This window comes from Streptomyces sp. NPDC048734 (assembly GCF_043198675.1).
Lineage (GTDB): Bacteria > Actinomycetota > Actinomycetes > Streptomycetales > Streptomycetaceae > Streptomyces.
This window is the reverse complement of the sequence record NZ_JBICUZ010000004.1, coordinates 25,767-43,734: the sequence shown is the minus strand read 5'-3', so window position 1 is coordinate 43,734 and position 17,968 is coordinate 25,767. Positions and strand designations below refer to the sequence as shown.

16 protein-coding genes are annotated in these 17,968 nt (G+C 73.7%); 11 read left to right on the top strand and 5 right to left on the bottom strand.

From position 1 onward, the window contains the following. The first annotated feature begins 41 nt into the window (after positions 1-41). The 4 genes from ACGFQC_RS12610 to ACGFQC_RS12595 all read left to right on the top strand — a co-directional run bounded on the left by ACGFQC_RS12610 (position 42) and on the right by ACGFQC_RS12595 (position 5,250). Entirely contained in the window at positions 42-1,373 is a 1,332-nt protein-coding gene (locus ACGFQC_RS12610) for an ABC transporter substrate-binding protein (protein ID WP_363090050.1), read from the top strand. A 154-nt stretch (positions 1,374-1,527) separates the two neighbouring features. Beyond that, on the top strand, positions 1,528-2,505 hold the full coding sequence (locus ACGFQC_RS12605) for a sugar ABC transporter permease (RefSeq protein WP_363090049.1): 978 nt from the start codon (positions 1,528-1,530) through the stop codon (positions 2,503-2,505). 33 nt (positions 2,506-2,538) lie between these two features. Then, positions 2,539-3,417 (top strand): carbohydrate ABC transporter permease, encoded by an 879-nt coding sequence (locus ACGFQC_RS12600; protein ID WP_363090048.1) that lies wholly within the window; start codon positions 2,539-2,541, stop codon positions 3,415-3,417. Between the two features lie 6 nt (positions 3,418-3,423). Then, entirely contained in the window at positions 3,424-5,250 is a 1,827-nt protein-coding gene (locus tag ACGFQC_RS12595) for a hypothetical protein (protein WP_363090047.1), read from the top strand. Between the two features lie 78 nt (positions 5,251-5,328). On the opposite strand, the gene ACGFQC_RS12590 is transcribed toward ACGFQC_RS12595, so the two are convergent. Then, the gene (locus tag ACGFQC_RS12590) at positions 5,329-6,009 is read right to left on the bottom strand and encodes a nucleoside/nucleotide kinase family protein (RefSeq protein WP_363090046.1); all 681 of its coding nucleotides are present in this window, start codon (positions 6,007-6,009) and stop codon (positions 5,329-5,331) included. Between the two features lie 73 nt (positions 6,010-6,082). Here ACGFQC_RS12590 and ACGFQC_RS12585 point away from each other — a divergent pair, with 73 nt between their 5' ends. The 5 genes from ACGFQC_RS12585 to ACGFQC_RS12565 all read left to right on the top strand — a co-directional run bounded on the left by ACGFQC_RS12585 (position 6,083) and on the right by ACGFQC_RS12565 (position 12,360). Next, positions 6,083-6,478: an SgcJ/EcaC family oxidoreductase gene (locus ACGFQC_RS12585; protein ID WP_363090045.1), complete on the top strand. Its 396-nt coding sequence runs from the start codon at positions 6,083-6,085 to the stop codon at positions 6,476-6,478. A 110-nt stretch (positions 6,479-6,588) separates the two neighbouring features. Then, positions 6,589-7,350, top strand: a complete 762-nt coding sequence (locus tag ACGFQC_RS12580) for a beta-phosphoglucomutase family hydrolase (protein ID WP_363090044.1) — start codon at positions 6,589-6,591, stop codon at positions 7,348-7,350. Further along, positions 7,347-9,692, top strand: a complete 2,346-nt coding sequence (locus tag ACGFQC_RS12575; RefSeq protein ID WP_363090043.1) for a glycosyl hydrolase family 65 protein — start codon at positions 7,347-7,349, stop codon at positions 9,690-9,692. The genes ACGFQC_RS12580 and ACGFQC_RS12575 overlap by 4 nt, the downstream gene beginning before the upstream one ends. Positions 9,693-9,847: 155 nt before the next feature. Further along, entirely contained in the window at positions 9,848-11,353 is a 1,506-nt protein-coding gene (locus ACGFQC_RS12570; RefSeq protein ID WP_363090042.1) for a hypothetical protein, read from the top strand. 533 nt (positions 11,354-11,886) lie between these two features. Beyond that, a complete protein-coding gene (locus ACGFQC_RS12565) occupies positions 11,887-12,360 on the top strand; it encodes a DUF5709 domain-containing protein (protein WP_363090041.1) in 474 nt (157 codons plus the stop codon). 346 nt (positions 12,361-12,706) lie between these two features. On the opposite strand, the gene ACGFQC_RS12560 is transcribed toward ACGFQC_RS12565, so the two are convergent. Then, positions 12,707-12,913, bottom strand: coding sequence for a hypothetical protein (locus tag ACGFQC_RS12560; RefSeq protein ID WP_363090040.1), 207 nt, complete (start codon positions 12,911-12,913; stop codon positions 12,707-12,709). Between the two features lie 779 nt (positions 12,914-13,692). Here ACGFQC_RS12560 and ACGFQC_RS12555 point away from each other — a divergent pair. Further along, on the top strand, positions 13,693-13,971 hold the full coding sequence (locus ACGFQC_RS12555) for a GlsB/YeaQ/YmgE family stress response membrane protein (RefSeq protein WP_363090077.1): 279 nt from the start codon (positions 13,693-13,695) through the stop codon (positions 13,969-13,971). Between the two features lie 22 nt (positions 13,972-13,993). Here ACGFQC_RS12555 and ACGFQC_RS12550 read toward each other — a convergent pair whose 3' ends face one another. From ACGFQC_RS12550 to ACGFQC_RS12540, 3 genes are all read right to left on the bottom strand, one after another. After that, positions 13,994-14,881, bottom strand: a complete 888-nt coding sequence (locus ACGFQC_RS12550) for a Gfo/Idh/MocA family oxidoreductase (RefSeq protein WP_363090039.1) — start codon at positions 14,879-14,881, stop codon at positions 13,994-13,996. Between the two features lie 120 nt (positions 14,882-15,001). Further along, positions 15,002-15,217, bottom strand: a complete 216-nt coding sequence (locus ACGFQC_RS12545; RefSeq protein WP_363090038.1) for a hypothetical protein — start codon at positions 15,215-15,217, stop codon at positions 15,002-15,004. 80 nt (positions 15,218-15,297) lie between these two features. Next, complete coding sequence (locus ACGFQC_RS12540) at positions 15,298-16,707, bottom strand: diaminopimelate decarboxylase (RefSeq protein WP_363090037.1); 1,410 nt, start codon at positions 16,705-16,707, stop codon at positions 15,298-15,300. A gap of 254 nt (positions 16,708-16,961) precedes the next feature. Between ACGFQC_RS12540 and ACGFQC_RS12535 the strand changes: the two genes are divergently transcribed. Beyond that, entirely contained in the window at positions 16,962-17,894 is a 933-nt protein-coding gene (locus ACGFQC_RS12535; protein ID WP_393288139.1) for a dienelactone hydrolase family protein, read from the top strand. The last annotated feature ends 74 nt before the right edge of the window (positions 17,895-17,968 follow it).

The following is a 17,968-nucleotide window of genomic DNA, read 5'->3' as shown; positions in this document are numbered from 1 at the left end:
GACCGGTCGGGACGTCCATCACGCACCTCAGGGAGGACCCGGTGGGTCACCAGATCTCGCGCAGAACCCTCTTCCGCACCGCGAGCGGTCTCGCCGTCGCCGGCGCGCTCGGCAGCTCGCTCGCGGCCTGTTCCGGCGGCACCGGGGCCGGCAGCACCAGCAGCAAGCTGACCATGACCTGGTGGGGCAGTGACGAGCGGCACGCGGCCTACGAGAAAGCGCTTGCCGCCTTCCGGAAGGACAACCCGAAGATCGAGATCCAGGAGACCTACTCCGGGTACGACGGGTACTTCGACAAGTTCAACACCAACGTCGCCGGCGGCAGCGCGCCCGACCTCATGCAGATGGACACCGCGCTGGTCGCCCAGTACGCCCGCAAGGGAGTCCTCGCCCCGCTCGACGAGTACGTCGGCAAGGACCTGGACCTCACCGGCTTCTCCAAGACGCTCCTGGCCAACGGCACCGTCGACGGCAAGCTCTACGGCGTCCCGTCCGGCATCGGCGTCAACCAGCTCACCGTCAACCGCAGCGGCCTGGAGGCGCTCGGCCTGAAGCTGCCGGACCGCGAGTGGACCTGGGCCGACCTCAGGGAGGTCGCCCGGCAGGTCCACAAGAAGAGCGGCGGCAAGACCTACGGCGTCGACGACGGCGGCGGCGGCACCCTGCAGTGCTTCGAGATCTTCGCCCGGGAGAAGGGCCAGACCTTCTTCTCCGAGGACGGCAAGGAGATCGGCTTCACCGCCGACACCCTCCAGGAGTGGTGGGAGTACTGGGCCGAGATGCGCAAGCTGAACGCCTGCCCGCCGCCGGCCGTCACCTCCGCCGCGCACAACGACCTCACCAAGAACGCGGTCGTCATCGGCAAGGCCCTGTTCACCTTCGACTCCGGCGTCTACGGCGCGGGCGGCTCGATCACCGACGCGCAGCTGGACTTCCTGCCCACCCCGCAGGGTGACTGGTCGGGGGCGCGCGAGGGCAACTTCGTCAACGGCGGTGTGCTGCTGAGCGCCACGAAGAAGAGCGAGCGGGTGTCCGACTCCGTCAGGATCATCTCGTTCATCGCGCAGGACGAGGCCGCGATCAAGGACTTCCAGCTGCTGCGCGGCATCCCGCCGACCGACAAGGCCCGCAACCTGATCTCCGCCGGCCTGTCCGAGACGGACAAGCTGAACATGGCGAACGCCGACTACATCTCCCGGCGGGTGGCCAAGGCCACCGACGCACTGCCCAACCCGGTGCCGCCGCCGCAGGGCGCCGACCAGGTCTGGGACCTGCTGTTCCAGTCCAACCTCGCCGTCGCCTTCGGCAAGAAGTCGATCAAGGCGCAGTCCGGCGAGTTCTTCGACCAGGCGGCGGGCGTCCTGTCCGCGTAGGCGTGTCCGACAACGCGGCGTGGGGGTACCGCCCCCGGCCGAAGGCCAAGGGAGTGCCTGCCGTACCGGGCGTCGCGCGCCCGGCGGGAACCGTCGGACACGCCCCCACCCGCACCGCACGCAGGAAGACCGGGAGAGGGTCAGGGAGATGAGTATGACCACCGCGAAGTCCGACGAGGTCGTGAAGGAGACGCCGGCCCCGGCGACCCCTTCCGGCCACCGGGAGCGCGAACGGATGCGACGCCGCCTCGCCAGGAAGCGGGGCGGGGGCTGGTGGCCCTACGTCTTCCTGGCCCCCTGGTTCGTCGGCCTGTTCGGCCTGACGATCTACCCGATGCTCGACTCGCTGTACCTGTCCTTCACCGACTTCGACCTGCTGACGCCGCCGCAGTGGGCCGGCACCGGCAACTACGAGCGGATGTTCGCCGACGACCCGGTCTTCTGGGACACGGTGCACGCCACCCTCCTCTACGTCGCCGTGTCGGTCCCGCTGAAGCTCGCGCTGGCGCTCGGGGTGGCGATGCTGCTCAACCGGGACCTGAAGGGCATCGGCCTGTACCGGGCCGCCTTCTACCTGCCCTCGCTGCTCGGCGGGGCGGTGGCCGTGGCCATCGTGTGGCGCCAGGTCTTCGGCGGCGACGGCCTGTTCAACGACTTCCTCGGCTGGTTCGGCGTCGAGGGCCAGGACTGGATCTCCAGCCCCGACACCGCGATCTACACGCTGATCCTGCTCGCCGTCTGGCAGTTCGGCACCCCGATGGTCATCTTCCTCGCCGGCCTCAAGCAGTTGCCGAAGGACGTCTACGAGGCGGCCGCGATCGACGGCGTCGGGCCCGCCGCCCGCTTCTTCAGGATCACCCTGCCGTTGCTGACCCCGATCGTCTTCTTCAACGTGGTCCTCCAGATCATCGACGCGTTCAAGACGTTCACCCCCGCCTTCGTCATCAGCAACGGCAGCGGCGGACCCCTGAACTCGACGATGCTGTACTCCCTCTACCTGTACAAGAAGGGCTTCACGGACCTCCAGATGGGATATGCCTCGGCCCTGGCCTGGGTGCTGTTCCTGGTCATCGCAGGCTTCACGGCGGTCAACTTCGTCGCCGGCCGTTACTGGGTCCACTACGACGACTGACGCCCGGCGTCCGAGCGAGGAGTCCTTCCCACCATGTCCGTCACCACCCCCGCCGCCTCGCCGCTCCAGAAGCTGCGCTCGGCCACCGGCCCCCGCCGGATCTTCCTCCACACCCTGCTCATCGGCGTCGCGGTCGTCATGCTGTACCCGCTGCTGTGGATGCTCAGCAGCTCGATCAAGCCCGACACCGAGATCTTCACCCACCCCGGACTGATCCCGAACGAGCTGAACCCGCGGAACTACGCCGACGGCTGGAGCGGGTCCGGCAACTCCTTCTCCCTCTACATCACCAACTCGCTGATCGTCACGATCGGCGCGGTGATCGGCAACGTGATCTCCTGCTCGCTGGCCGCCTACGCCTTCGCGCGCTTCGAGTTCCGCGGCAAGAAGATCTGGTTCGGCCTGATGCTCGGCACGCTGATGCTGCCCACCCAGGCCGTCCTCATCCCGCAGTACACGATCTTCTACAACCTGACCTGGATCAACACCTACCTGCCGCTGATCGTCCCGAAGTTCCTCGCGGTGGACGCCTTCTTCATCTTCCTGATGGTCCAGTTCATCCGCTCCATCCCCCGCGAACTCGACCACGCGGCGATGATGGACGGCGCCAACCCCTGGCAGATCTACTGGAAGATCATCCTGCCGCTGATGAAGCCCGCCCTGGTCACCACCACCATCTTCACCTTCATCTGGACCTACGACGACTTCCTGCACCAGCTCGTCTACCTCCAGCAGAACGACAAGTTCACCGTCCCCCTCGGCCTGACCCTGTTCCTGGACCAGACCAGCGGCTCCTCCTACGGCGCCATGTTCGCCATGTCGACACTCGCCCTCCTGCCGACGCTCATCTGCTTCCTCGTCTTCCAGAAGCGGCTGGTCGAAGGCCTGGCGACCTCCGGCATGAAGGGCTGAACGGACATGCGCCTCCCGCACCAGCGCGGCCCGCTGCACGACCTCCCGGACACCCCCGAGGCCTACGACGCCGTCCTCGCCGACGTCACCGAACAGGCCCTGGCCCGGCTGACGCCCGAGGGCAGCCTCGAACACCCCGACTGCGCCGACGACGTCGGCGACACCTCCCTCGGCGTCACCTCCCTGCTGGCCCTGGCCTGGCAGCGCTCCGGGGACCCGCGCCTGCCGGAGGCCGTGCGCCGCAGCACCGCCTTCCACCTGCGCGAGCGGGTCTACCGCGAGGACAACCCCGGCTACCCGAACCTGAGGATCCGCGACTCCGGCCTGCCGTACGCCCGTTACACCCTCGCGCCGGGCGCGCACCCGATCGGGGACTGGCCGAGCACCGTCTGGGCGCTGCTCCAGGCGGTGAACGTGACCGACGCGGCGGCCGGCCTGCTCGACGACGGGCCGCGGCACGAACTGCTCCGGGTCGCGCACGGCTACTGGCGCTGGCTGACCGAGGCGACCTTCTTCAACCCGCAGGAGGCCGCCAACCAGGCCATCGGCTGCGTCGTCGGCGGTCTCATGCTGGCCCGGCACCTGCCCGGCCCCGACGGCGAGTCGGTGCGCGCCCGCGCCATGGAGCTGTACGAGCGGGAGATCCGCGCCCACCGCGTGCGCGACCGCGGCGCCCTCCTGCCCCCCGAGCACGGCGGCGCCTACGACAACAACTACGGCCCGATCTCCCTGTCCTTCCTCGCCCAGGCCCACCGGGTCAGCGGTGAGGAGGTCTTCGCCCGCGACGGCGACGCGCTCGCCCGCTACCTCGACGCCCGGCTGACCAATGGCGGCTTCGACAACGGCGGCCCCCGCTACAGCGAGCAGCACTCCGGCTTCGAGTCGGTCCTCGGCCTGCGCTACTTCGGCCACCGGATCGGCTCCGACCTCGGCCGCTACCGGGGCGACACCCGCTGGGGCCGGCACGCGGTGAAGGCCGACGGCGGCGTCGACGGCCACTTCGCGTGGATGCTGGTCTGGCAGATCCAGGACACCACTCCCTGGCACCGTGCGCCCGCGGAGGGCACCGCGCGCCACCAACTGCGCGCCGGCAGCGTCTCGGTGGCCTTCGACGACCGGATGACCCCCTCCCTCGTCGAGGCGGGCGGCACCTACTGGCTGCCCGCCGCCGTCGCCCGGCAGCACGGCTTCGGCCCGGTCACCGACGGCTTCCTGCTGTGCCGCCCGATGGGCGGGGTCAGGGTCCGCGACGTCCGCGCCGACGGCCTGACGGCCAAGCTGGTCACCAAGCCGGTCGTCGGCCGCGACCACGTCCTGCGCCACGTCCGCTCCCTGTACGTCACCGACGGCACCCTGCTGTGGACGACGGTGACCGTCGAACGCCTCGACGGCGCCCCGTACCTGCTGGCCGGCCTGCCGTACGCCGAGGACGACGGCGACCGGGTGCGGCGCACGGCACGCGGCGCGGCCGCCTCGGCCGGCTCCCTGCGCCTGACGCACCCGGCGGCCGAGGGCGCGGAACACTTCGACGCCCGATCCGAACTCACGCAGGAACAGGCCGCGTTCGCCCTCGCCGCCGACCCGCGCGGCTACGGCGACCCGGACGAGGGCTGGCGGCACCTGGTCGACTCCACGGCCCTGGAGGCCGGCCCCGTCCCCGAAGCCCCCGAGGACCTGCACGTCTTCGCCGTGCGGTACGGCTCGTCCGACCCGCTGACGGTGTCCGTCACCCGGGACGGGACGGACCTGGTCATCCGCACCGCCGCCTTCACCGCCGTCCTCGGCGGCGACGACGCCCACGGGGAACCGGAGCTGAACCTGCGCGCGCCCTGACCGCGCACGACCGGCCGCCGGCCGTCCCGCGCGGCGTCGTACGTCCCGCGCGGGCCCCCTCGACAGGGGGCCCGCTGTTCAGCCGGCGGGATCCACTCCCGCCCCGGGGCCGTCCCGCCGCCCCAGAGGGTCCCGCACCACCAGATCGGCGCGGTCGCGCGTGGCCGCCACCAGGTCGGCGTTGCGCCGGTCCGGGCCCCGGACCCAGGCCACCGCCTCCGCGGGGGACTTGCCGAACTCCTCGTGGCGGGCGACCAGTCGGCGGACGCGTTCCTCCTCGTCGGTCTCGCAGAACCACACCGCGTCCAGCTCGGAACGCACGCGCGCCCACGCGCCCGTGCCCAGCAGCAGGTAGTTGCCCTCCGTCACCACGAGACGGGCGCCCGGCGGCACCGGTACGGCGCCCGCGACCGGCTGCTCCAGGACCCGCTCGAAGCCGGGCGCGTACACGACGTCGTCGCCGTCCGCCTCCTCCCGCAGCCGGCGCAGCAGGGCCGCGTACCCGGCCGCGTCGAACGTGTCGGGCGCCCCCTTGCGGTCGCGGCGGCCCAGCCGGTCCAGTTCGGCGTCGGCCAGGTGGAAGCCGTCCATCGGCACGTGCGCCGCCCAGGGCTCCCCGGTGCCGTTCAGCTCCCGCACCAGGCGCTCCGCGAGCGTGGTCTTGCCCGAGCCGGGAGCGCCGGCGATGCCGAGGATCGCGCGCCGCCCCGGCCGGGTGAGCGCACGCGCGTGGGGCAGCAGGTCGTCATAGGTGAGCACACGGCAGAGTCTCGCAGCCCGGAAGGGGAACCGGAGGAGCCGGAGGCCTCGGAGGAAAGGAGCGGGACGGAACATGTCGGAGGACGAGAGGCGGATCCGCGCGCTGATCACGCGCTGGGCCGACGCGGTCCACCACGGCGACCTGGAGGCCGTGCTCGCCGACCACGCCGAGGACCTCCGGCTGTACCACGTGACCCCGCCCGACGACGGCCTGCGCGGGCTCGCCGCCTACCGGGCGCTGTGGCCGCCGTTCTTCGCCTGGCAGGCTCAGGGCGCGCTGTTCGAGATCGACGTCCTCGACGTCGCCGCGGGTCCGGAGGTCGCCTTCGCGCACGCCCTGCTGCGCTGCGGCACCCCCGAGGAACTGGCCCGACGGCCCACCCTGCGGCTGCGGCTGACGTTCGGTCTGCGCAAGCGGCGCGGCCGCTGGCTGATCGCCCACGAGCACCACTCGTTCCCGCACGACTGACCACACGCGTGAACGCACGGTCGCACACGCGACCGCGCGTGCGACCGCACACAGCACCATGTGGCGCGCGCCACCCGGTGGGGAGCCCGCGGAGGGGGAACGGGACCGGTATGACGACGACGCTCGGTCTTCCGGACACGATCCAGGCCTGCCTCTTCGACCTCGACGGGGTCGTCACACGGACGGCCGTGGTGCACGCGGCGGCCTGGAAGGAGACGTTCGACGAGTTCCTGCGCGAACGCGACGGCGCGGACCACCGGCCGTTCGACTCCTCCCACGACTACGACGAGTTCGTCGACGGCCGCCCGCGCGCGGACGGCGTCCGCACCTTCCTCGCCTCCCGCGGCATCCGGCTGCCCGAGGGCTCCCCCGACGACCCGCCGGACGCGGCGACGGTCCACGGCCTCGGCAACCGCAAGAACGAGCTGCTCCTGGCGAAGATCCGCGCCGACGGCGTCGAGGCCTACGAGAGCACCCTCGGCTACCTGCGGGCCGCCCGCGCGCGGGGCCTGCGCACGGCGGTCGTCTCCTCCAGCGCCAACACCCGTGACGTACTGCGCTCGATCGGCGCCGAGGACCTCTTCGAGGTGCGCGTCGACGGCGTGGTCGCCGCCGAGCGCGGCCTGCCGGGCAAGCCGCACCCCGACACCTTCCTCGCCGCCGCCCGCGAACTCGGCGTCGCACCGGACCGGGCCGCCGTCTTCGAGGACGCGCTGGCCGGCATGGACGCGGGCCGCGCCGGGCACTTCGGTTACGTGGTGGGCGTTGACCGGGTGGGGCAGCGCGACGCCCTGTACGCCCACGGCGCGGACGTCGTCGTGAAGGACCTGGCCGACCTGGCCGCACCGGGGGAACTGGGGGAGCACGAGTGATCGCCGACCGGCCCTACACCGTCGAGCCCTGGCGGGTGCGCGAGACGCACCTCGACCTCGACGCCCTCGCCCGCAGCGAGTCGGTGTTCGCCCTGTCCAACGGGCACGTCGGCTGGCGCGGCAACCTCGACGAGGGCGAACCCCACGGCCTGCCCGGCACCTACCTCAACGGCGTGCACGAACTGCACCCCCTGCCCTACGCCGAGGCGGGGTACGGCTATCCGGAGTCCGGCCAGACCGTCATCAACGTCACCAACGGCAAGATCCTGCGGCTGCTGGTCGACGACGAGCCGTTCGACCTGCGCTACGGCCGACTCGTCTCCCACGAACGCGTCCTCGACCTGCGCCGGGGCGTCCTGGAGCGCACCTGCGAATGGACCTCGCCGGCCGGCTCGACGGTCCGGGTGCGCTCCACCCGGCTGGTCTCCCTCAGCCAGCGCGCCGTCGCCGCCGTCGCCTACGAGGTGGAGGCCGTCGACAGCCGCTGCCGCGTCGTCGTCCAGTCCGAACTCGTCGCCAACGAGAGCCTGCCCGAGCCCGCCGCCGACCCGCGGGCCGCGCGGGCGCTGAAGTCGCCGCTGGAACCGGAGGAGGACGTGGCCGTCGGCCGTCGGCTGCGGCTGGTGCACCGCACCCGGCGCAGCGGACTGCGGGTGGCCGTCGCAGCCGACCACACCATCACCGGCCCCGGGAGCACCACCACCGACAGCGAGAGCAACGTGGACGTCTCCCGCCTCACCGTCACCTCCGTGCTGGAGCCCGGCGAGACGCTCCGGGTGGAGAAGCTGGTCGCGCACGGCTGGTCCGGCGCCCGCTCCCGGCCCGCGATGAGCGACCAGGTCGAGGCGGCGCTCGCGGCGGCCGGGCACAGCGGCTGGCAGGGCCTCCTCGACGAACAGCGCGACTACCTCGACGACTTCTGGGCCCGCGCGGACGTGGAGGTCGACGGCGACGAGGAGATCCAGCAGGCCGTCCGCTTCGCCCTCTTCCACGTCCTGCAGGCCGGCGCCCGCGCCGAGCGGCGCGCCATCCCCGCCAAGGGACTCACCGGCTCCGGCTACGACGGCCACGCCTTCTGGGACACCGAGACCTTCGTCCTGCCCGTCCTCACCCACACCGCGCCCGACGCCGTCGCCGAGGCCCTGCGCTGGCGGCAGTCCACCCTGGACGCCGCCCGCGAGCGGGCCGCCCAGCTCGGACTGGGCGGCGCCGCGTTCCCCTGGCGCACCATCGAGGGTTCGGAAGGATCGGCGTACTGGCCGGCCGGCACCGCCGCCTTCCACGTCAACGCCGACATCGCCGACGCCGTCGTCCGGTACGTCGCGGCGACCGGGGACACCGCGTTCGAGCGGGACACCGGCGTCGAACTGCTCGTGGAGACCGCCCGCCTGTGGCGCTCCCTCGGCCACCACGACGCGCACGGCGTCTTCCACATCGACGGCGTCACCGGCCCCGACGAGTACAGCGCGGTCGCCGACGACAACACGTACACCAACCTCATGGCGCGGGCGAACCTCCTGGCCGCCGCCGACGTCGTCGAGCGCCACCCGCGGGAGGCGGCCCGGCTCGGCGTCGACGAGGAGGAGTCCGCCACCTGGCGGGACGCCGCCGCGGCCGTGCACATCCCCTACAACAGGGAACTCGGCGTCCACGAACAGCACGCCGGGTTCACCCGCTACCAGCGCTGGGACTTCGACGGCACGCGCCCCGACCAGTACCCCCTGCTGCTGCACTTCCCCTACTTCGACCTCTACCGCAAACAGGTCGTCAAGCAGGCCGACCTGGTGCTGGCGATGTACACCTGCGGCGACTTCTTCGACGAGGAGCAGATCGCCCGCAACTTCGCCTACTACGAGCCGCTCACCGTCCGCGACTCCTCCCTCTCGGCCTGCTGCCAGGCCGTCGTCGCCGCCCGGGCGGGCCATCTGGAACTGGCCTACTCCTACACGGCCGAGGCCGCCCTCATGGACCTCGCGGACCTGGAGCGGAACACGAGCGACGGGCTGCACATCGCCTCGCTGGCCGGCACCTGGATGGCGCTGGTCGCCGGGTTCGGCGGGCTGCGCCGGGACGGCGACCGGACCCTGTGCTTCTCGCCCCGGCTGCCGGAGGCGTTCAGCCGCCTGGCCTTCTCCCTCCAGTTCCTCGGCCGCCGCCTGCACGTGGAGATAGGCCCCGAGAAGGTCACGTACACCCTGCTCTCCGGGCCGCCGCTGACGATCGCTCACCACGGCACGCCGGTCCACCTCAACGGCGACGGACCCGCGGTGCGGCCCGTCCCGCCCGCCCCCGTACGTCCGGCCCCCGAACAGCCGCGGCACCGCCGCCCGCACGTCCGCTAGGGCCTGTCGTTCGGACCGGGCCGCGGGAGACCGGCGGCTCGGTGTGCGCGCACTTGGCCGTACATCACCCTGCGTGGCCGCTCCCCGCGCGTTAGTTTGTCCATGTTTTTCCGATCACGGGCAATCGATGGGCAATCGACGGGCAAGGGGCGGACATGGCCGACGGCAGGAACGCCACGCTCGTCGGCGCGCGACTGGGTGCGCGACGGGGTGCGCCGACGAGCACGTCCGGCGCGCTCTGGCGGGCGCACGGCTCCCGGCCGCTCGCGGCCGTCGCCGCGGCCTTCACCGTCGCCCAACTGGTCCTCGTCGGGCCGGGCCTGGGCCTCGGCTGGGACGAGACGGTGTACGTCAGCCAGATCTCCGCCCAGGCCCCGCCCGCCTTCTTCAGCGCGCCGCGCGCCCGGGGCGTCTCCCTGCTGGTCGCGCCGGTGACGTCCTGGTCGACCTCGACCGAACTGCTGCGCGTCCACCTCGCCGTGCTGTCCGGGCTCGGGCTCTACCTCGCCCTGCGGGTCTGGAGTCCCTTCTTCCCGCCCCGCGTCCTGGCCGCCGCGGGCGCCCTGTTCGCGTCCCTGTGGGTGACGCTGTTCTACGGCCCGGCGGCGATGCCCAACCACTGGGTCGCGATCGGCGCCCTCGCCTGCGTCGGCTGCTTCCTGCGGGCCCGCGTCGACCGCGCCGACCGGGCGGCCCTGTGGGGCGTCGCGGCGGGCGCCGCCCTCATGGCCTGGATGCGTCCCACCGACGCCGTCTGGACCACCATCCCGCTGCTCGTCCTGCTGATCCCGGCCCGAAGCGGCCGCCTGGCCCTCGCCCTCCTCGCGGGCCTCGCCACCGGCGGCGGCCAGTGGATCGCCGAGGCGTACCTCAGCCACGGCGGTCTCGGACAACGGCTCTCCGAGGCCTCCCGCATCCAGGGCGGCCTCGGCTGGAACATCGCCGTCGACGACCAGATGCGCAGCCTCGTCGGCCGGACCCTGTGCCGCCCCTGCACCGGCTCCATGCCCGACCCGGTGATCGTCGCCTGGTGGTGCCTGCTGCCCCTGGCGGCCGCCGCCGGTCTCGCCGTCGCGGCCCGGGCCCGCCGCACCACGCCGACGCTGCTGCCGCTGGCCTGCGCCGCGACCGCCGCCGTCCCGTACCTCTTCCTGATCGGCTACGCCGCCCCGCGCTTCCTGCTGCCCGTGTACGCGCTGCTCGCCATCCCGGTCGCCGACGCGCTGTCCCACCTGGTCACCGCGCCGGGCGGCCGAGTGCGCCCGGTCGCCGCCGGGCTCCTCGCGCTCGGCCTCGCCGGACATCTGGCGGTGCAGTGCGTCGTCCTGGACCGGGTCGTGGACCGGATCGCCGCCGACCGCCGCGACTGGGCCCGCACCGCCGCCGACCTGCACCGGTTCGGCGTACGCCCGCCCTGTCTGATCACCGGCACGCAGGCCATCCCGGTCGCCCACTACGCCGGCTGTGCCTCGGCCAACCCGCGCGGCCACAACGCCAACACCACCGAGGCGGGCATCGCGCGCACCGCCGGCCGGGTCCCCACCGCCGCCCTCTCCCCGCCCGGCGGTCCACCGCCGCCGTACGCCCGCCACTGGCGGACCCGTCCGTCCGCCGGACTCGACCTGCACCTCGCGCCGCCGCCCGGCGACCGGACGCGCTGACCTCCGAGCGGACGAGCGGGGCACCGCCGGGGCGGCCGTGCGGGAGCCGGCGCCCACGGGCAGTCGGCGCTCACGGGCAGTCGGCGCTCACGCTCGCCGTGCCGGCGGCCGCCGTCCTGCCCGGCCCACCGGCATCGGCTCGTGCCGCACGCCGGGCTCGTGCCGCACGCCGGGCTCGTGCCGCACGCCGGGCTCGTGCCGCACGCCGGGCTCGTGCCGCACGCCGGGCTCGTGCGGCTCGCCGGGGCGGACCGCCGCTCGCCTGGGTGGACCACCGGGGGACGGGGCGAACCACCGGGGGACGGCCTCGCGGCGCGGGCGGGGAGGGCGCGAAGGACACCGTCCCGTCCCCGCCTCGGGGACGGTCACCCAGGGTCTGCGAGTGGTGACCGCCCCGCCGTTCGGTCTTTCAGGAGGGACGGACGGGTGACGTCCGCGTCCGCTCGTGCGGTGGGCATGTGCCACGGTTGGGGCGCGTGCGACGGGATACGCGGACGGGGACAGAACAGCCGGACCAGCCCCGGGAGGCATTCATGGGCACGGAGCCCGAGACGACCGCCGACGACGCCTATCAGCCCACCGGCACCAACGAGGAGCAGCAGGACGCGGCGCCGCTCGACCTCCAGGACGCGCTCGACGAACGTACCTACGACGACATGCTGGACGAGGGCTACTCCCCGCCGGAGAAGCCGCTCGGCGTCACCAAGTACGGCACCACCGCGGCCGAGCAGCACGAGGGGGAGAGCCTCGACCAGCGCCTGGCGCAGGAGGTCCCGGACGTCTCCGAGCCCGCCGGGGACGGCGTCGGCGACCTGCCGCGGGGCGAGGGCGAACCGGTCGACCCGGAGGCGGGTGCGGCCCGGGCCGGCCGCCTGGTCGCGCCGGACGAGGGCGCGCATCCGGACGCCACCAAGGAGGAGATCGCCGAGGACGTCGGCATCGACGGCGGCGCCGCGGGCGCGGAGGAGGCCGCCGTGCACATCGTGGACGACCACGACCTCCCCTAGGGTCTCCCGGCCTCCGACGCGGTCCGGCTCCCGCCGCCGGTCGGTGGCGTCGGGGGCGGTGGCCCTGCCGGAGCCGGCGGGCGTCGGGCGGGTGAGGGCCGCGGAGAAGGAGACGCCGCCCGGCACGCCGGGGCGGTCGACGACGGCCACGCGGCTGCCGGGCCGGTCGCGGTGACGGCGGCGACGGCGGCCCTCCGGCCGTCGGGGCCGGGTCCGAGAACGCACATGCCTACGAGCATGCCGAAGACGGGCGCCTCCGGGGTCCGGCAGTCCGGAGGGCCCGTCGAAAGAGGGTGAACCGGCGGCGTCCGGCACCGGGCGGGAACCGGTTCACCACGGGGTCGGGTCAGGGAAGCATCTTCTCGATGCAGTCCGGCCCCTCCGCCTCCAGCTTGCGCCGGGCCCACTCGAGGTTGCGCGGGGTGAGGTCCCGGCCGGTGGCCAGGACCATGTCCTCGGGCGACACCTCGGTGCCGGTGCGGGTGTGGAGCAGGTTGTCCGGGGTGGCGCGCTCGGAGGGCGGCCGGGAGGGATCGGGCTCGGTGGTCGGCATGGTCACGGCTCCTCGGTCCGGAGGGCTGCTGCGGCCCCGGTGCGGTCATGGGGTCCACTAACACCATTCATCGCGAGAGCGAAGTGTGCATCCCGGGAGCCCCGGCGCCCGCCGGACGGGCCGCGAGCAGGCCCCCTCCGGCGTTCGGGGCGCGGGGTCCGGTGCGGAGCGCCGAGTCGGGACAGGAAGGGGCGGGGACGGGGGCGGGCGAGGGCCCGTCCACCCCGGACGCCCACTTCGACCGACCGGCGTCCAACGGGTCGTACCGGGGCACGGCGAACCACTTCCGGCAGCGGAGGCGTGGCCCATGGATCCCGGCGGGACGCCGCGAGGCGGCGCACTCCGGCGGCTCGGCACCTGGTGTGCCGCCACTTCCTCGCCGTCACCGTCGTCCCCGTCGTCACCGGCGCCCTCACCCCGGTGCCCACCCTGCTCGGCCTCGGCGGCCGGCGCATCCACCGCTACCGGGCGCGCACTCCCGTCGCGGAGACCGCCGGCACCTTCGACGCCCCGCGCCGTATCCGCTCCGGCACCCTCGACGTCCGCGCCCGCAAGGCCGTCGCCGAGTGCACCCGCCACCTCGTCGCCCGCGGCGCGGAGTTCATCGACGGCGCGACCGGCCGGGGTGGCTTCCCCGCCGCAGCTCCGGGGGCGGCCGGGCCTGGTTCCGGTGGAGCGGGGAGCCCTTGGAGGACGGCTCACGCACACTGGCAGGTTTGCGATTCCCCTCGCCGCGCATTCGGAAGACGTACACGCTTTCAACGGAGATGGGAGGAACCGTGGGCATCATCGCCTGGATTCTGATAGGCCTGCTCGCCGGTGCCATTGCCAAGATGCTCCTGCCCGGGAAGGACCCCGGCGGCATCATCGTCACCATGCTGATCGGCGTCGTCGGCGGTCTGCTCGGTGGCTGGCTCGGCAAGGTGATCTTCGGCGTGGACTCGATCGACGGTTTCTTCGACCTGTCCACCTGGATCGCCGCGATCGTCGGCTCGCTCATCCTGCTGGTCCTCTACCGGGCCGTCACCGGCAACAAGCGGACGCACCGGCACGCCTGACCGGCCCTTCGCGGCCGTGGGCTCACCCGGAGCCGGGGCCCAGCAGGCTCTCGGCCTCGGCGAGGATCTCGGTGACCCGCAGGCCGAACGCCGCATCGCACGGATGCGGACGCCCCCCACGGGCCGCGGCGCACAGCGCGTCCGCGGCCCGGCCGAGCGCCGTCCCGGCGTCCGCGGCACTCTCCGGGAGACGCGTCACCGCGGCCTCCCCGCGGATCTCCACGCTTGAACCTGCCGCCGCCGACGGGGCGGTCAGACTGAGCGTCAGCGTGCTGGAGGCACCTCCGCGATGGTCCAGGACCAGGTGGACGGTGTCACCGGGCCCCGGAGCCGCGGCAGCCACCCGGCGGACGTCGCCGAGGACCGGCAGCAGCACGGACAGCGCGTGCGGGCCGACGTCCCACAGGGCGCCCTTCTCCCGCCGCCACGGGGTGGCGAACGGATGGTCCCCGCCGGTGAACACCGAACCCAGCCACTGCGCGTGCCCCGTGAACCAGCCGCCCGCCTCCGCCTGTTCGGCGATCCACGCCTCGGGCTCGGGGAGGAAACGGGTGGTGAAGAAGACCACCGAGGCGACCCGCGCCTCCCGCACGGCGCGCACCACGTCACGCGCCCCCGCCACCGTCGCGGCGAGGGGCTTGTCCAGCAGGAGATGACGACCGGTCCCGGCGGCCCGGACCGCGAGGTCCGCCTGCAAGTCCGGCGGCAGCGCCACCGCCACCGCCTCGACCTCCGCGAACAGCTCGTCCACGTCGTCGAAGGCCCGGGTGCCGTGACGGTCCGCCAGTTCCTTCGCGGCGGCGGGACGCCTGCCCCACACCCCGACGAGGTCGAGGCCCTCGTGCGCGCTCAGAACGGGCGCGTGGACCATCCGCGCCCAGGGGCCGGTGCCGAGCAGACCGATACGCATGCCGCTGACTCTCCCTGCTGCCGGTCGGGGTGACGCCGGATGCCGTCCACGGCGAGCCTCGCACACGAACGGCGCCGGAACGCATCCCTCGGGGAGATCACGGCGGCCGTGACCCGGCCGTCAGGCGGCGCGGGTGCCCGCGGTGGCCTTGTGGGCGCCCTTGCGGGCGGCCGTTCCCGTGCTCCGCGACGCGTCCCGGACCAGGTGCAGGTGCCTCCTGCGCCCGGCATGCCGCCGCCTGTGCCGGACGGGGGCGAGCACCCGGTCCTCCACGCGGTCCAGGACCACCAGCAGGGCGGACAGCGTCGGCAGCAGCAGTACGGCGACCCAGAGCACGGCGTTCCTCCTCGTCCGGCGACCCGCTCCGGGTGCACCGATGCGCGTCGTTGATGCGTGGAGACCCCCGGGAAACGCCGTCAGGGACGTGAAGGATCCGTGAAACCGTCCAGCAGCGCGTCCGCCTGGGCCAGCCCGCTCTCCTGCGACACCTCCCGCAGGGTCTGGGCCGGCCGCACCGTGACGAACCCGACGCCGCCGGCCCGGAACGCGAAGCCGTACACCCCCGGCCGGGGCAGGCTGTTGTACGCCCAGGGCGCGGAGAAGCAGTAGGCGCCCGCGTCGTGCAGGACCACCAGGTCGCCCTCGGCGAGTTCGGGCAGCGGGCGGTCGTGCGCCACGACGTCACCGGCGAAGCAGAGCGGCCCGGTCACGTCCTGGCGCAGCTGCGGCGCGTCCTTCGGCGTGCCGTCCGGGCCGTACGCGGACACCCGCAGCGGCCAGGCCCGGGGCATGAACACCGTGCGCGTGGCGACCTGGGCGCCGGCGTGGGTGAGCGCGACCCGGCGGCCACCGGCGTCCTTGACGTACTCGACGCGGGCCGCGAGGAAGCCGTTCTTGGCGAGCAGGGAACGGCCGAACTCGGTGACCAGCCGGTAGCGGCCGTCCAGCACGGCCGGCCGGACGGCGGTGAGCGCGGACACGTAGTCGGCGTAGGTGGGGGTGACGGTGTCGCCGTCGAAGTTCACCGGCAGACCACCCCCCAGATCGAGACTGGTGACCTGCCTGCGGCCGGACCGGGCGTCGATCTCCTCGGCGAGGTCGTGCAGGGCCGCGACCCCCTCGGCGATCAGCGGGAGGGGACAGCCCTGCGACCCCACGTGCGCGTGCAGCCGGGTCAGCCACGGGCGGCGCACGAAGGCCTCGACGACGCGCTCACGGGCCCCCGGGTCCCGCAGGGCGACACCGAACTTGGAGTGCGCCGTCGCCGTGCTCATCGGGCCGATGCTGCCGCCGCCGACCTGCGGGTTCACCCGCAGCCCGAGGACGGAGGCGCAGCCGGGCGGGCGCAGGGCGTCCACGCGCTCCAGCTCGGCCAGGTTGTCGGCGTTCAGCGCCACGCCCAGGGCGAGGGCCTCGCGGATCTCCGCGCGGGTCTTCGCGGGCGAGTCCAGCACGATGCGGGCCGGCGCGAAACCGGCGTCCAGCGCCAGCCGCAGTTCGCCCGGGCTCGCCGCCTCGCAGCCCATCCCCGCGTCGGCGAGCAGCCGCAGCACGGGCACCAGCGCGCACGCCTTCGCCGCGAACGTGTGCAGCACGTCGGGGACGTGCGCGAACGCCCCGTGCAGGGCGTCGACGCCGTCGCGCACGCCCTGCACGTCGACGAAGGCGGCCAGCGGCCGGTCCTCGCCGATCAGCCCGTCGGCGACGGCCCGGCGCAGGGCGGCCGGGACGCGGGCGGAGCGGCCGGTGCCGGTGGGCCGGCCGGTGCCGGTGGTCGGGGTGTCGTCGTCGGTGGGGCGGATGTCGTCGTCGGCGGGGAGCACCACGTGAGGGCCTCCTTCGGTGCCGGGCGGCGCCGGGCGGGGCGGGACGGCGCCGGGTACGGGCGGTCACCTCCAGCTTCGTCCCGCGCGGGGGAGTACGGCGACCGCGGCCGACGCCGTGGGCGGCGGGCCGTCGTCGCACGAGACCGGCGACATTGCCGGTCCCCTCGCGGCGACCTTGCCCCAGAGTGGCACGGCCATCCCCCACAAGGGCCCGCCCGGCAGGCGGGCCGTCACGGCAGAGAGGACGACTCGTCGTGCAGCAGCAAGCGCGCACCGGTGCCGCCCACCGGGTGCCCACCGGTTCCCCCCACCGCGGACGAGGCCGGTTCGCCGGCCTGGTGACGGCGATCGCCGCGGTCGTCGGCCTCACGACCCTCGGCCAGCCCGCGGCGCAGGCCGCGGACAACCCCTACGAACGCGGCCCGGCGCCGACCACGTCGAGCATCGAGGCGGCACGGGGCCCGTACGCCGTCTCGCAGACCACCGTCTCCTCCACCGCCGTCACCGGCTTCGGCGGGGGCACGATCTACTACCCGACCAGCACCGCCGACGGCACCTTCGGCGCGGTCGCCGTCGTGCCCGGCTTCACCGGCACCCAGTCCTCCATCTCCTGGCTGGGCCCGCGGCTCGCCTCCCAGGGCTTCGTCGTCTTCACCATCGACACGACCTCGACGCTCGACCAACCCGCCTCGCGCGGGCGGCAGTTGCTCGCGGCCCTGGACTACCTCACCGGGCGCAGCTCGGTCCGGGCCCGCGTCGACGGCACCCGGCTCGGCGTGATGGGCCACTCGATGGGCGGCGGCGGCAGCCTCGAGGCCGCCAAGACCCGTCCCTCCCTCCAGGCGGCCGTCCCGCTGACGCCGTGGAACACCGACAAGACGTGGCCGGAGGTCAGCACGCCCACCCTGATCGTCGGTGCCGACGGCGACACCGTCGCCCCCGTGTCCAGCCACGCCGAGCCCTTCTACACCTCGCTGCCGTCGTCCCTGGACCGCGCCTACCTGGAGCTGAACGGGGCCAGCCACTCCGCCCCCACCAGCTCGAACACCACGGTCGCGAAGTACAGCGTCTCCTGGCTGAAGCGGTTCATCGACAACGACACCCGCTACGAGCAGTTCCTGTGCCCGCTGCCGAGCCCGAGCTCGACCATCGAGGAGTACCGGGGCAACTGCCCGCACACCTCCTGACACCCCGGCGCCGCACGACGACGGCGGCGGCGGTCGCGCCCACCCGCGCGACCGCCGCCGCCGTTGTGCACGTT